This is a genomic window from Bradyrhizobium vignae (genome assembly GCF_900324035.1).
Taxonomy (GTDB): domain Bacteria; phylum Pseudomonadota; class Alphaproteobacteria; order Rhizobiales; family Xanthobacteraceae; genus Bradyrhizobium; species Bradyrhizobium vignae.
Map to the genome: position 1 here is coordinate 1077539 of NZ_LS398110.1, position 13335 is coordinate 1090873.

The 13335-nt window shown below is 63.8% G+C and carries 17 protein-coding genes; 11 read left to right on the top strand and 6 right to left on the bottom strand.

Features of this window, described 5'->3' with window-relative positions:
• Nucleotides 1-32: 32 nt before the first annotated feature.
• Genes BRAD3257_RS05195 through lpxK form a run of 4 tightly spaced genes read left to right on the top strand, consistent with a single transcriptional unit; the run spans nt 33 to nt 3291 of the window.
• The gene (locus BRAD3257_RS05195; RefSeq protein ID WP_122400949.1) at nt 33-275 is read left to right on the top strand and encodes a DUF4170 domain-containing protein; all 243 of its coding nucleotides are present in this window, start codon (nt 33-35) and stop codon (nt 273-275) included.
• A complete protein-coding gene (locus tag BRAD3257_RS05200) occupies nt 272-985 on the top strand; it encodes a lysophospholipid acyltransferase family protein (protein ID WP_122400950.1) in 714 nt (237 codons plus the stop codon). Before BRAD3257_RS05195 ends, BRAD3257_RS05200 begins: the two co-directional genes overlap by 4 nt.
• The gene (locus tag BRAD3257_RS05205) at nt 948-2282 is read left to right on the top strand and encodes a 3-deoxy-D-manno-octulosonic acid transferase (RefSeq protein ID WP_122400951.1); all 1335 of its coding nucleotides are present in this window, start codon (nt 948-950) and stop codon (nt 2280-2282) included. Before BRAD3257_RS05200 ends, BRAD3257_RS05205 begins: the two co-directional genes overlap by 38 nt.
• Nucleotides 2275-3291: a tetraacyldisaccharide 4'-kinase gene (lpxK, locus tag BRAD3257_RS05210; protein WP_122400952.1), complete on the top strand. Its 1017-nt coding sequence runs from the start codon at nt 2275-2277 to the stop codon at nt 3289-3291. Before BRAD3257_RS05205 ends, lpxK begins: the two co-directional genes overlap by 8 nt.
• 545 nt (nt 3292-3836) lie before the next feature.
• Here the strand turns inward: lpxK and BRAD3257_RS05215 are convergent.
• The 4 genes from BRAD3257_RS05215 to BRAD3257_RS05230 all read right to left on the bottom strand — a co-directional run bounded on the left by BRAD3257_RS05215 (nt 3837) and on the right by BRAD3257_RS05230 (nt 6655).
• The gene (locus BRAD3257_RS05215) at nt 3837-4022 is read right to left on the bottom strand and encodes a hypothetical protein (protein WP_244607859.1); all 186 of its coding nucleotides are present in this window, start codon (nt 4020-4022) and stop codon (nt 3837-3839) included.
• Nucleotides 4023-4359: 337 nt separating this feature from the next.
• Nucleotides 4360-4737: a TadE/TadG family type IV pilus assembly protein gene (locus tag BRAD3257_RS05220; RefSeq protein WP_244607860.1), complete on the bottom strand. Its 378-nt coding sequence runs from the start codon at nt 4735-4737 to the stop codon at nt 4360-4362.
• On the bottom strand, nt 4734-5174 hold the full coding sequence (locus BRAD3257_RS05225) for a TadE/TadG family type IV pilus assembly protein (RefSeq protein WP_122406385.1): 441 nt from the start codon (nt 5172-5174) through the stop codon (nt 4734-4736). The genes BRAD3257_RS05220 and BRAD3257_RS05225 overlap by 4 nt, the downstream gene beginning before the upstream one ends.
• Before the next feature lie 74 nt (nt 5175-5248).
• The gene (locus BRAD3257_RS05230; RefSeq protein WP_244607861.1) at nt 5249-6655 is read right to left on the bottom strand and encodes a pilus assembly protein TadG-related protein; all 1407 of its coding nucleotides are present in this window, start codon (nt 6653-6655) and stop codon (nt 5249-5251) included.
• Between the two features lie 156 nt (nt 6656-6811).
• On the opposite strand from BRAD3257_RS05230, the gene BRAD3257_RS05235 reads away from it, so the two are divergent.
• On the top strand, nt 6812-7108 hold the full coding sequence (locus BRAD3257_RS05235) for a hypothetical protein (protein WP_122400955.1): 297 nt from the start codon (nt 6812-6814) through the stop codon (nt 7106-7108).
• A gap of 16 nt (nt 7109-7124) precedes the next feature.
• Here the strand turns inward: BRAD3257_RS05235 and BRAD3257_RS05240 are convergent, their stop codons facing one another.
• The gene (locus BRAD3257_RS05240; RefSeq protein WP_014491939.1) at nt 7125-7352 is read right to left on the bottom strand and encodes a DUF2093 domain-containing protein; all 228 of its coding nucleotides are present in this window, start codon (nt 7350-7352) and stop codon (nt 7125-7127) included.
• A 194-nt stretch (nt 7353-7546) separates the two neighbouring features.
• Between BRAD3257_RS05240 and BRAD3257_RS05245 the strand changes: the two genes are divergently transcribed.
• Both BRAD3257_RS05245 and BRAD3257_RS40190 read left to right on the top strand, forming a co-directional pair.
• On the top strand, nt 7547-8368 hold the full coding sequence (locus BRAD3257_RS05245; RefSeq protein ID WP_162500117.1) for a dienelactone hydrolase family protein: 822 nt from the start codon (nt 7547-7549) through the stop codon (nt 8366-8368).
• A 207-nt stretch (nt 8369-8575) separates the two neighbouring features.
• Nucleotides 8576-8725, top strand: a complete 150-nt coding sequence (locus tag BRAD3257_RS40190) for a hypothetical protein (protein WP_122400957.1) — start codon at nt 8576-8578, stop codon at nt 8723-8725.
• Between the two features lie 179 nt (nt 8726-8904).
• Here the strand turns inward: BRAD3257_RS40190 and xseA are convergent, their stop codons facing one another.
• Nucleotides 8905-10527, bottom strand: a complete 1623-nt coding sequence (gene xseA, locus BRAD3257_RS05255; protein WP_122400958.1) for an exodeoxyribonuclease VII large subunit — start codon at nt 10525-10527, stop codon at nt 8905-8907.
• A 137-nt stretch (nt 10528-10664) separates the two neighbouring features.
• Here xseA and BRAD3257_RS05260 point away from each other — a divergent pair, with 137 nt between their 5' ends.
• The 4 genes from BRAD3257_RS05260 to BRAD3257_RS05275 are packed head-to-tail and all read left to right on the top strand — an operon-like array spanning nt 10665 to nt 13191.
• Nucleotides 10665-11675: an alpha/beta hydrolase gene (locus tag BRAD3257_RS05260; protein ID WP_162500118.1), complete on the top strand. Its 1011-nt coding sequence runs from the start codon at nt 10665-10667 to the stop codon at nt 11673-11675.
• On the top strand, nt 11672-12226 hold the full coding sequence (locus BRAD3257_RS05265; protein ID WP_122400959.1) for a hypothetical protein: 555 nt from the start codon (nt 11672-11674) through the stop codon (nt 12224-12226). The genes BRAD3257_RS05260 and BRAD3257_RS05265 overlap by 4 nt, the downstream gene beginning before the upstream one ends.
• Before the next feature lie 4 nt (nt 12227-12230).
• Nucleotides 12231-12530 carry a winged helix-turn-helix domain-containing protein gene (locus BRAD3257_RS05270; RefSeq protein ID WP_122400960.1) on the top strand — a complete coding sequence of 100 codons (300 nt, stop codon included), beginning with the start codon at nt 12231-12233 and terminating at the stop codon, nt 12528-12530.
• Nucleotides 12531-12546: 16 nt separating this feature from the next.
• Nucleotides 12547-13191, top strand: coding sequence for an RNA-directed DNA polymerase (locus BRAD3257_RS05275; RefSeq protein ID WP_145986951.1), 645 nt, complete (start codon nt 12547-12549; stop codon nt 13189-13191).
• Nucleotides 13192-13335 lie beyond the last annotated feature (144 nt).

The following is a 13335-nucleotide window of genomic DNA, read 5'->3' on the forward strand; positions in this document are numbered from 1 at the left end:
CTTTGCCGGGCAGCCCGTTAGGAACAGAACTCATGCCAGATAGTGCCCCGCAACAACTGCTTCACCTCGTCATCGGCGGCGAGCTCGTCGATCTCGACCACAACACCTTCAAGAATCTGGACGAGGTCGACATCGTCGGCCTCTATCCGAACTATGCCACCGCCCACGCGGCCTGGCGGGCCAAGGCGCAGAGCACGGTCGACAATGCGCAGATGCGCTATTTCATCGTGCACCTGCATCGGCTGCTCGATCCGAATCAAGAACCGGCACGTTGAAGAAACTGCTTCGCAATACGCTGCGAAGCAGCTTCGTTCAGCGTGCCGTCGGGGTCCTGGCGGCCGAATATCTGCGCTTTGTCTGGCGGACCAACAGGTTCACGTTCGATCCGCCGGATGTCTATGAACGCGTCGAACCGCAGATCCCGGCGATCTTCGCCTTCTGGCACGGCCAGCACTTCCTCACCCCGTTCATCAAGAACAAGGACCGGTACAAGGCCAGGGTCCTGATCTCCCGGCATCGCGACGGCGAGTTCAACGCCATCGCCGCCGAGCGGCTAGGCATCGGCACGATCAGGGGTTCCGGCGATCATGGCGGGGCTTTCCACCGCAAGGGCGGGGTCGGCGCTTTCAAGGAAATGGTGCGGACGCTCCAGGACGGTTGTAATGTCGCGCTGACCGCCGATGTCCCCAAGCGTTCGCGCGTGGCCGGGCTCGGCATCATCATGCTGGCACGGGAATCGGGACGGCCGATCATGCCTTTCGCGATGGCGACCAGCCGCTTCGTCCGGCTCAAGAACTGGGACCGCACCACCATCAATCTGCCATTCGGGCGGGGCGCGTTGGTGGGCATCAAGGAAATCCACGTTCCCGCAGATGCCGACGCCGCCACGATGGAAGCGCTGCGGCAGGAGCTGGAAGACACGTTGAACGAGGCGACCCGCCGCGCCTATGCGCAGCTCGGCCGCCCGGGACCTGAAGATGCCTAGTTCGCTGCCGATGACGCTGCGGATGTATCGGCGCCTGGCTAGCGGCCTGGTGCCGCTCGCGCCTGCGCTGATCAAGCGGCGGCTGAAGCAGGGCAAGGAGGATCCCGCGCGGGTCGGCGAGCGGCGTGGCCTGTCCCGCGACGTGCGGCCGCATGGCCCGCTGGTCTGGATTCACGGCGCCAGCGTCGGCGAGGTGCTGGCCGCGGCGGCGCTGATCGAGCGCCTGCGCGATCTCAACCTGCGTATCCTGCTCACCTCGGGCACGGTCACCTCGGCGGCGGTGGTGGCAAAGCGCTTTCCGCCCGATGTCATCCATCAATACGTGCCGTATGACTCGCCGCGCTATGTCGCGCGCTTCCTCGATCACTGGAAGCCGTCGCTGGCGCTGTTCATCGAATCCGATCTGTGGCCGAACCTGATCCTCGCCGGCGCGGCGCGCCGGGTGCCGATGGTGCTGATCAACGGGCGGATGTCGCCGCGTTCTTTCCCGCGCTGGCGGCGCATGCACGGAACCATCTCGGCGCTGCTGTCACGGTTCGACATTTGTCTTGCGCAGTCGAAGATCGATGCGGAGCGCTTCTCCGCGCTCGGCGGCCGCGACGTCGTCACCACGGGCAATCTCAAGCTCGACGTGCCGGCGCCGCCGGCCGATCAGGCCAAGCTCGAACGGCTGATGGCGATGACGCGCGGCAGGCCGATCATCGTCGCGGCCTCGACCCATCCGGGCGAGGACGAGATGCTGGTGGCGGCGCATCGCAGTCTCGTCGGTTTCTTCCCGCAGCTTCTCACCGTGATCGTGCCGCGGCATCCGGATCGCGGCTCCTCGATCGCAGGCCTGATCACGGCCTCGGGCCTGAAACCGGCATTGCGCTCGCGCGAGGAGCTGCCGACGGCGACGACCGACGTCTATGTCGCCGACACCATGGGCGAGCTCGGGCTGTTCTATCGGCTCTCGGGAATCGTGTTCATGGGCGGATCGCTGATCCACCATGGCGGCCAGAATCCGATCGAAGCCATCAAGCTTGGCGGCGCGATCGTCCATGGTCCGCACGTGTTCAACTTCGCCGATGTCTATGAGGCGCTCGATGCGAGCGGCGGGGCACGGCAGGCCGACACGCAGGAGGCGTTGGTCAAGCAGCTCGGACAGCTTCTGGCCGAGCCGACGGTGCGCGACAAGATGCAACGCGCAGCCTCGGGCGTCGTCGAGCAGCTTGGTGGTGCGCTCGATCGCACCATGGCCGCGCTCGAGCCGTATCTGTTGCAGTTGCGGATCGAGATGGGAGCCGCCAATGCGTGAGCCGGCCTTCTGGTACCGGCCGCGTTCCCCGCTTGCGCATGTCCTTTCTCCCCTGGGTGTGCTCTACGGCGCCATCACCGCACGGCGCATGCAGCGCACGGGCGTGGATGCCGGCATTCCCGTGATCTGCGTCGGCAACTACCATGTCGGCGGCGCCGGCAAGACGCCGACCGTGCTGGCGTTGACCAAGCTCTTGCGCGAGCTCGGCGAAACGCCGGTCGTGATCAGCCGCGGCTATGGCGGACGCCTGAAGGGCCCGGTCATGGTCGACCGCGCACGTCACACCGCAACCGACGTCGGCGACGAGCCTCTGATGATGGCGCGCGACGTCCCGGTCGCAATCGCGCGCGACCGTCTCGACGGCGTCGCGCTCGCGAAGTCGCAGGGCGCCACCGTGATCCTGATGGATGATGGTTTCCAGAATCCTGGTCTGTTCAAGGACGCCTCCCTGATCGTGATCGACAGCGAGCGCGGCCTCGGCAACGGCAGGGTGTTTCCCGCAGGCCCCCTGCGCGCGCCGTTGCAGGCGCAGCTCGCGCGCACCGACGCGCTGGTGCTGATCGGCGATGGCCGTGCTGCCAACGATGTCGCGGCCGAGCTTGCCAAGCGCGACAAGCCCGAGCTGCGCGCGCGGCTGAAGCCGGTTACGGCATCGCTCACGCAGCTGCTCGGAAAGCGGGTCTTCGCCTTCGCCGGCATCGGTGATCCCGACCGCTTCTTCCGCACTCTGCGTGCGAGCGGCATCGAGGTCGCGCACGCGCGCGCTTTCGCCGACCACCACGTGTTTTCGCAAGACGAGATCGCGGCGCTCGTAACGGAAGCGCGGCGCGAGCAGCTCACGCTGGTGACGACGGAGAAGGACCTTGCACGCCTGCGCGGCCGCGAAGGCGTGCCTGATGGCATCGTGCCGTTTGCCGTTCAGCTCGAATTCGATGAACCGGCAAAGCTGCGGGAATTGATCAGCTATCATCTGTACAAGGCGCGCGAGCGGCGGTTCAGCGCGCGTTGAGGTCTGTGCCTTAGCCCGAAACGCGAAACGTCGCGGCTGGCGAATCCTCTTCCGCACGTTCGGAAGTTGATGTAGCCTAGCATGAGAGCCGTCACCGGGACGTGCCGAACTCCCGGTAATCATCGGCGGCGTTAAATGCCCACGGCGGGCAACGTATCTTTCATCACATCAGGTGCAGCGGCCGTAACGACCCGTTCGGAACGGCATCGAGAGTCATTGCCAAAGTTCAGAGGAGAACATGCCAGAAGCGGCGAAGCTGCGTTCTTCGTATACCCCGCCGGGAGGCTGAGATCCGGATCCGAAGCGCAGCCGCCGCAGTCGGGCGACGTGGCGGCTGTGCTCATGTGAAAGTCAGAGCCACGTCTGCAGTGCGGCGAGGCGGCATGCTCACCACGCCCCGACTGCCATCATTCCGATAATGGTGAGGCACGAGACGCAGGCCACGATGACGGTATAGGACTCGGGTGTATTCATTGCTGCCTCCCAAACTGTTGCCAATCGCTTGGTCATTGCTGCGCGGGAGTGATCGCCGGTCTTGGGCCGCTTCAATTCGGCATGCTGTGACCAGCCTCGCGGTGTGCATCCGTTCTCTCATCGTCATCCCGCTTTGCAGGATGATGATCCGCTTCGAGAGTCTCAGAGCGTTCAGCTGCGATCAGAAGCTGATTGCGCATTTCAGCGAGACGGGCCCGGCAATATTCACGATAGAGCAGGTCGAAAATGGCGGGCATGATCACCCCCATCGATTGATTTTCGAATTACAGAAATTCCACCGCAAATTTTCGAGGTGATCGTAGCCCGTCGGATGGCTCTTCGTTATGAGCCCGTTCACAGACCGCGCCAATTCCAAAGCTCGATGGCTGTTTGGTTGACTTGATCGTCCGTGCGATAAAAAGAACAGGGCCAATTACCTAACGTGCATTGTAGCAGCCCTTTGTTTCACCAAGACTTCGTCAAACAACTTAAGGGCGCCGAACCGCAACAAAGAATCCAACCACAGCGCGAAATGACTCACCAAGGAGTGCACGCACTGCTCGATGCAACGCGGAGCGGCAAATCGCTGCGAGTTCAGCTCGGAAAGCACGCCTGAGCGGTCAGAGTCACCGGCGAGAGATTGAGGATCTGCGGAAACTCGAATGCGTAGCTCGCGCTGACCTGGTTGCCGCATGTCAGCGCGGAATAGGTGAATGTCCCCGCCGGAAGCGTGAGGCCGAACGCCTGCTGGGCCGCGTAGTTGGTGATCGCGCTGCCGCTCGGGCACAGCGTGCTGTTGACCGTTGCGCAGCGCGCCGCCATTTCGGCCCCGTGCTGAAGCCCGAGCTGAGTCCAGAACAACAATCCGAATTCGATGATCCCAAAGATGAACAGAAAGAACGCGGGAGCGGTCAGGGCAAATTCCAGCGCCGACGCGCCCCGATCGTCGTGCCACAGCGCTGTGAGTTTCACTGTAGCCTCGCGGTGGACTGGGCGCTAAAGGAGTATGTCGTCGCCACGATCTGATAGTTGATGAGCGTATAGTACGTCGCGCGTGCCGAGACTGTCGTATATGTTCCGGCCTGCGCGCCACCGGTGCAGACCGTCCCGCAACTGACGGCGCTAATTCCCGCACTCGTTGGACATCCGCAGAATTGGGTCGGCGCAGGTGAAGCGGTAATGGCTGTGGAATTTGTGGCGTTTGTCACGGCATCGGAGATGCCGCTCGCATTGTAGCCGCGCACGATCGCATACTGCGCCCCCGCCTGTGCGGCCTCTTCAACCTGCATCTTGCGATAGAGCGCAAGTCCAATGTCGGTCAGCGAAACGACCATCAACGACAGCAACGGGATCATGATGCCGAATTCGACGGCCGCGACGCCGCGGCTGTCGGCGGCGGCAGCGCGCAAGTGCCCCCTGAGAGCGTTGAGCAGGCGATCACGGCTCGCGGATACGGACCTCTGGATTTGCATCGGACCCAATCTCATTCGACGAGTTGCGCGGTTTGCGACCCTATCGTCGCGGTGCCGAGCGAGGAACAATTGACCTGAAGGTTCGACGTGCCGGTAAACGTCAGCGTATCGGCGATGATCTTGGTGCAGGACGTGCTCGTGCCGTTGCCGCCGCTGAAGCTGAGGTTGGCCTTTGGCAGGTAGATGGCGCCGCCGAAGTTCTGGGTGCCGCCGCCCGTCAGATTGAAGGAGGTCCCGGCCGGCATATTGCGGTCACCGTACATGACGATGCCTTTCGTGGCGCCGCTGGTTGGGGCCGTCAAATCGATGATCGCATTGCTGCCGATTGAAGCGGTCCCCCAATCGCTTCCCGAACCCGTAAAAACCAAGGTCACGCCGCTGCCCGTGATCGTGGCGTTTCCCGCGACGCTCAGATTGGCCCCGTCGAGATAATAAATGCCCGGACTAAGATTCAGGGTTGCGCCGGCATTGACCGTAATGCTGCCTGTGTAACAGCCGGGAGCGAGGGAATTGGTTTTTCCGTTGGCGTTGACCGTGATCTTGGCGTTCGTGCAGCTCGGCTCTAGAGGGGGAGAAACATTCGCATAGGGGTCGGCGACCGGCATGATGTGCGTCTTGACGCCATTGGTCGCGGTGATGCTGCTGGCGCCGGAGACGTCGCCAACGACTCCGACCTGATTTGCGGAGACCGACGCACTGCCTGCAACATTGAGCGATGGGCTTGCGCCTGAGTTGCTATAGAGGTTGCACTTGATCAGGTTGAGCTGGTTGCCGCCGCTCACGTTGACCGCGGGGCTGGCGCTCGAGTTGAGCGCAAGGACGCACCCTGTCCCCGAGTTGGGCAGGGCGACCGCGCGCGCGGTGATCAGGACAGGACCCGAGCCGAACAAGGACGAGAGCAGCCGTTGTTGCGGCTGACTCACGATGACTTCGATTGCCTGCAGATCTGACGTATGACTGCCTGTTTTCGGCGGCTGATTCAACGTAACCGTGACGTTGTTCGCCGCGTCTGCGTAACCGTAGTTTGCCGTAACTGCCTTCGCTTCGGACAAGGGGTCAGCGCCGGAAGCTGCCGCTGTTGCAGCGCTGACGGCGCCGGAATCGGCCGCGCTCTGCATGTTCTTATGTTTATAGTACCACCATCCCACTTCAGTCCCGAGACCTGCGGTGCCGACTAGGACCGGCATAAGCAGCGCCGAAATGACGACATAGCTGCCCGACTGGTCGCGGACGAATTGTTGAACCAGGCTGGCCCTCTGTTCGTGCTCACGAACGGAGCCACATGACCGGCTCCATGGTGCATTAGCCGAGCGGCTGCAAAGTCTTCGGCGCGCCATCTGCTTCCCCGCAACATTGCCACTTTTTCCCGAGAACTGTGAGGCCAACGGATTAAACGTAGCCCAATCGGACAGCGACAATTTTAGACATCGGTTGATTCTCGAAGGGCCGGTTTCGCGCGCGAGAGAGACCCACCTCGAAGTGGACGGTGGCACACCCTTCACCGCGACATGCCTGACATTCAGGCCACATTCATCACGAGACTCCTATCCACTTCGGACGATCAGGAGAATTCGATGAAACTGCCGACCGCAGCCGCTGCCAGCCTTGTGTGTCTGATCATTGCGCCCGCGCTGGCACAAACGCCGTCCGCTGCTCCCACCACCGTGCCGGTTCCCGCGACCAAGCGCGTGACGTGTCTCGCCACGACGGCAAACCTGAAAGGACAGGACAAGCGCGACCAGCTACAGCTCTGCATGGCGCAGGCGCGGGTGGATTGCCTGAAGCAGGCGATTGATCAGAAGGTCGTCGGCGAGCCCAGGAAGGCCTTCATCAAGACCTGCGTCGGCACGGATGGCGCTGAACAACAATAGGCGCGCGGGCGCGGCCTCACGGCTGCGGCTTCAGTGCTCCGGGAAAGTGCCGCTGCAGCACCGCGGCGGGCGTGGCGTAGGCCTCCTGCAAATCCACGCTCCAGTACTTCAGCTCGTCGAGCGGGATTCGCGTGTCGGTGATCGCGCAGCGCACGAAGGTCCCCGGCGAGATCACGCGGAAATCGCCGTCGAGATACTGCACCTGCGCTTCGCCATGGCCCGAGGGGCCGAACTTGTTCAGCACGGTCGAAAGTCTCCACGGAACGCCTCTCCATGGAAGACCTTGGAGGGCACGATGTGTTGGATGAGATGTAGCATAGATGGGGTGGCTTGTCCGCCCGTTAAACCCACCGGTTTGTGATGTTTTGCCGCCGTTTCCGCGTGATAATGCTTGAACTGAAGGGTCGCTGGTTCCGGCACCTCCTGCGGCAGAGTCCGATGCGCCTTCGACTGACCGCCCTGTTCATGACGCTGCTGATATCGGCCGCGCCCGCTTCGCCCGCGCCGCAGCCGGTCGACATCCCGCTCGCGTCCGGGGTCCTTCATGCGCAGCTCTACAAGCCCGAGGGCGCGGGCCCGTTTCCGACCGTGATCGCGCTGCATGGCTGCGGTGGCCTGGGTGGCCATTCCGATCCCGTGCTGCCGCGCTATCGCGATTGGGCCGAGCGCCTGCTCGAGGCCGGCAATGCCGTGCTGCTGCCCGACAGCTACGGCTCGCGCGAGCTCGGGCCGCAATGCCGCGTCAAGGAGATGCATGTCAAGGCGCGGCGCGAGCGTGTCGCCGATATCGCGGCCTCACGCGCCTGGCTGATGAAGCAGGCCTGGGTGGCGCGCGACCGCGTCAGCTTGATCGGCTGGGCAAATGGGGCGAGCGCGCTGCTCTGGGCCGTGCGCCCGCAGAGCGCGGGGCGCGATCTCGGTCCGGATTTCCGCGCCGCGATCGCGTTCTATCCGGATTGCCGGATCTCGGCGGGTTTGGGGTGGAGCACGCGGGTGCCGACGCTGGTGCTGATCGGCGCCGATGACGACGTGTCGTCGCCGCCGGCCTGCCGACAGATGGTGGACGGCGCGCGCGGCCGCAGCGCGCTCGCGCGCATCGTGGTCTATCCCGGCGCCGACCATGATTTCGACCGCGCCAACATACCTCTGCACGGTGCTGCCGACAGCGACGCTGCCGCGCCCGAGCACGGCCATTTCGGCACGGACGCCGAGGCGCGCGCGGCCTCGCAGAAGGACGTCGCGCAATGGCTGGCGCGGTAACCGGATGAGCGGACTTGCCGCGCCGTAGCTCGTAGAGCGAAGGCGGAAGCGGGGCCATCCGGGAACAACATCAGGCGGACAGCCCCGCATCGACCACCGCCCTGCACGGAAAATGGCCGACCTGGAATCTACGGATCGCGCCTTGACGCGGTTTCAGCCTGTGGCGGCGCCATCATTCGACCATGATGTCGATTAAACGCATTTCACATGCGCAACCGCATCACGCTCTTCGCCTCCGCGCTGATCGTCTTCACCGTCGTGATCCTCCTGTTCGAGGCCCATGCCGGCGCCCCACAGCTTGCGCCGGAACATTGCGGTTTCTGGACCACGATCGACGCGGGATTGTCCTGCCGGTAGAGCTAGGCTGGTTCCACCTCGTCATTGCGAGTGCAGCGACTTGTCCGCCGAAGCCTTGGCGGAGCGGGGACCGCGCGATCCAGTACGCCGAGACGTCAGTGATTCACAGAGAAGCTGCGGCATACTGGATTCCCCGCCTGCGGGGAATGGCCGAGGACGAAGCGCTCGCTCCTCGCGCCTCAGAACAAGCTGCCCTGATCCACCGGCTTGACCACCCGCTTCGGTGCCGGCTTTGTGTCCTGCGTGGCCGGCTTTGCCTGCGATGGCGCGCGCTTTACCGCGGGGGGCGGGCGATCCGTATCCGCCGTTGCGCCGACGCGGCCATCCGCGAACTCGATCTCGACGCGTGCGCCGGGACCGATCGACTCGGCCGCATGCAGGGGATGGCCGGCCTCATCGCGCACCAGCGCAAAGCCACGCGCGAGCACGCTGCGATAGGACAGCGCGGAGAGCAGCTTGCCGCTGTTCTCGACACGGGCATCGAGCCGGTGCAGCAGCGTGACGAGCGCGCGGCCCGCGCGCTCAGCCAGTCGATGCGTGCGCTCGCGCTGGCGCGCAATCGCGTTGCGCTGCGCCTGCGCATTCGAAAGTCTTGAGGCACGCAGGCGCACCTCCAACCCGGCAAAGCGATCGCGCCGCTGCCGCAGCAGCGAGCGTGCGGACAGGCCGAGCCGCTCGCCGCACACGGTGAGGCGGTGATCGGCCTGCGCGATCTGGCCGTGCAGCACCCGCAGCGTCAATTTTGAACTTGCGGCGGTGAATCTGCGGAAATGCGCGTGCGTGTTGGCCTTGAGGCAGCGGGGCAGGGAGGCGCCCGCCGCATCCAGCCGTTGCCGCGGGATCGCCAGGAGATCGCCGGCCGCCGGCAGCGCGCGCGCGGCGGCGCGCAGCTCGTTGCGGCGATTCTCGTGGCCGCGCTGCCAGCAGGCACGGGTGCGCCGCGCGAGATCGGCGACCTCGACGAACAGGTCGCTGCGCACCGGCACCGCCATCTCCGCCGCCGCCGTCGGCGTCGGGGCGCGCTTGTCGGCGACGAAATCGATCAGCGTGATGTCGGTCTCATGCCCCACCGCCGAGATCAGCGGGATCATGCTGTCGCTGGCTGCGCGCACCACGATCTCCTCGTTGAACGACCAGAGATCCTCCAGCGAGCCGCCGCCGCGCGCAACGATCAAGACGTCGGGGCGGGGAATCTTGCCGCCCTCCGGCAGCGCGTTGAAGCCGCGGATCGCGGCCGCGACCTGCTCGGCCGAGCCTTCGCCCTGCACCTTGACCGGCCACACCAGCACGCGGCGGGGAAAGCGATCCTCGAGCCGGTGCAGGATGTCGCGAATGACGGCACCGGTCGGCGAGGTCACGACGCCGATCACCTCCGGCAGCCAGGGCAAGAGCTGCTTGCGCGCCTCGTCGAACAGGCCTTCGGCGGCGAGCTTCTTCTTCCGCTCCTCCATCAGCGCCATCAGCGCGCCGATCCCGGCCGGCTCCAGCGCCTCGATCACGATCTGGTACTTCGAGGAGCCGGGATAGGTCGTCAGCTTGCCTGTCGCGATGACCTCGAGGCCTTCCTGCGGCTTGAAGCGCATGCGGCCGTGCACGCCCTTCCAGATCACCGCCTCGATCTTGGCGCTCTCGTCCTTGAGCGCGAAATAGCAATGGCCGGAGGAATGCGGCCCGCGAAAACCGGAGATCTCGCCGCGGACCCGGACATGGCCGTAGGCGTCCTCGACCGTCCGTTTCAGGGACAGGGACAACTCGGAGACGGTGAATTCGGGCGCGTTGAGCAGTTGTTCCGCAGGCGGCATCTCAAAAACGATTCGGCATTTTGGGGTCAGGCCCGACGTTAAGGATTTTCGCCGCGCGGCGCCAATCCCCGGGTTGATCGAAAGAGTACTCTGTAATATAGAGTTCTCTATTGATTGATGGATTTGAGGGCGATGGCATGGCGATCCGGCTCCTGCGCGGTGTTTTGAACGGCCTGAAATGGGTCCTGTGTGCAATCGGCGGTGTGGCGTTGATTCTGGGCGCCATGATCGCAATGCCGCTGGAGCGGCCGCCCGAGATGCGATCGGTCTCGGATTCCGCCAAGGGCGTCGACTGGTCCACTCTGCCGCCGCTCGAGCGCTTTCAGGCCCGTGACGGCACCTGGATCGGCTATCGCCATTATGCGCCGACCGGCCCGGAGACAGGCCGCGGCGCGATCTTCATCCATGGCTCGTCCGGCTCCAGCGGCACCGTCAATCACGCGCTGACCCATGCGATCGCCGCGCGCGGCGTGGAGACCTGGGCGCTGGACATCCGCGGCCATGGCGGCTCCGGCACGCGCGGCGACATCTTCTATGTCGGCCAGCTCGAGGATGACCTGATCGATTTCGTCGCTCATGTCCGCAAGAGCGCGCCCGATCTGCCGCTCACGCTCGTCGGCCATTCCGCCGGCGCCGGCTTCTCGCTGCGCGTCGCCGCGACACCGATCATGCAGGACATGTTCGTCCGCACCGTGCTGCTCGCGCCCTATCTCGGCTATGACGCGCCGACCAACCGCCCGAAGGCCGGCGGCTGGGCCAACATCGATCTCCCGCGCTTCCTCGGCCTGACGGCATTGCGCAGGCTCGGCATCGACTGCTGTTCGCAGCTGCCGGTGCTCGCCTTGGCCGTGCCGCCGAGCTCGGCGAAGTACCTCGTCTCCACCTATTCGGACCGCCTGATGCGCAACTTCGGGACGCGCGGCTATCGCATCGATCTTCCGGCGACGACACGTCCAGTCACGATCTTCGGCGCCGCCGAGGACGAGATGATGATCTCGGACAAATATGCGGAAGTCGTGCGAGCGGTGAAGCCGTCGGTCGACGTCAAGATCATCGACGGCATCAACCACATGGGCATCGTCACCAATCCGAAAGCCGTCTCCGCGATCGCCGAGGACGTGGCGACGCGCGGGAGCGGGCAATCATGATCGACAGCAAAGAGGCATCCGCGGCGCTGGCCGAGATCGACGACATCGTCAAGCGCGTGAAGCAATCGCAGCTCTATGAGCTGGCGAGCCAAGCAGCCATCTGGTGGGGCGTGCTCGTGTTCGCCGGAAATCTCGTGACCTGGCTGTGGCCGATCTACGCGGTCTACGCCTGGGTTGCCGTGGACGTCCTCGGCGTCGGCGGCCTGATCGCGCTACGCCTGTTCAATCCGCCGCGTCATCCGCACGGCGCAGCCTTCGACGTCAGGCTGCTGCTGGTCTTCGCATTGTTCTTCGCCTTCGGCTATCTCTGCACCAACGTGATCGCCCATTTCGGCCCGCGCCAGCTGGGGACATTCTGGCCGCTCTATTTCATGCTGTTCTATATGCTGGCGGGTCTCTGGTTCGGCTATGCCTTCGTCGCCATCGGTCTCGGCATCGCCGCGCTGACGCTGATCGGCTTCTTCTTCATCGGTGAAGCCTTTCCGCTCTGGATGGCCTTCGTGAACGGCGGCGGCCTGATCCTCGGCGGCCTCTGGATGCGGCGGATCTAGCGCCATGGCGGAGCTCGACGACATCATCCACCAGCCGCTGCGGCTGAAGATCATGGCGGCGCTGAACGCGCTGCCCGTGTCAGCCGGTCTGGAGTTTTCACGCCTGAAGAAGCTCACCGGCGCCACCGACGGCAATCTCGGCGCGCATATCGAGACCCTGGCCAGGGCCGGCTACGTCTCGGTGGACAAGGCGTTTGTGGGCAAGAAGCCGCAGACCACGGTCACCGCGACCGCGGCGGGCCGCGGTGCGTTCGCGCGGCATGTGGCGACGTTGCAGGAAATCATTGCGGGGAAGCAGGTGTAGCCTCTTTGATGAGTTGTTGACCGACTCGGCGAGGGCGCGCTCGAATGCGCAATCGTCCGCGTCACGCATTATCGCTGAGTCGGTGCTGGCCGATTCCGATAACGCTCTAGCTGATGAGCAAATAGAATTTACGCGCTTTGTCGATGATTATCGAATTTTCGTGAAGCACGGGCAAGCTCCCTATTCAATCCTAGCGTTCTTGGCGGACCAGCTCGCTGCGAGTGAAGGGCTTTCGCTGAACGCACAGAAGACAAAACTGTACTCAATAGAAAAGTTCAAAGAGCACATCGACGCCCAGTTAGGTGACGCATTTGACGATGCAGAAAGAGAAGCGATCGAAGCGCTGAGCCATGCCTTCTACTTTGACGAAAATGTCGTGCCTAGGAGCCAATTCGCTTCCGCCCCAAACCATCCCAATTCCAAGAATGACCGCAACTACCGGCCTCGCATAAATGGCAAAGGCCAAAGGACGCCGGACTGCATCGATAGCCTTAACGCCTTTAGCGGTCACGCTGGGCGGCCAGAAAGTTACTTTAAGTTCTGGGGGCGTACTCATCACGGAGTCCTCCATTTAAGCACCATGGAGCCCTCCGAATCGGTAGAGGTATGGAGGCATGGATTCGGGATCGGCGCAACGCACCGCGCCGATCTCTCAACGTGAATGACAAAATGGTGGATTCCCATGACGCGGCTCTCCATTGAAAGTCTTGAGAGCCGAATCTGTCAGGGGACTCTTCTACTAAGGCATATCCCGCCAAATCCGCGCAAAGGGGCTGGCACAGATAAAGTGGTAGTTGAGTGATTC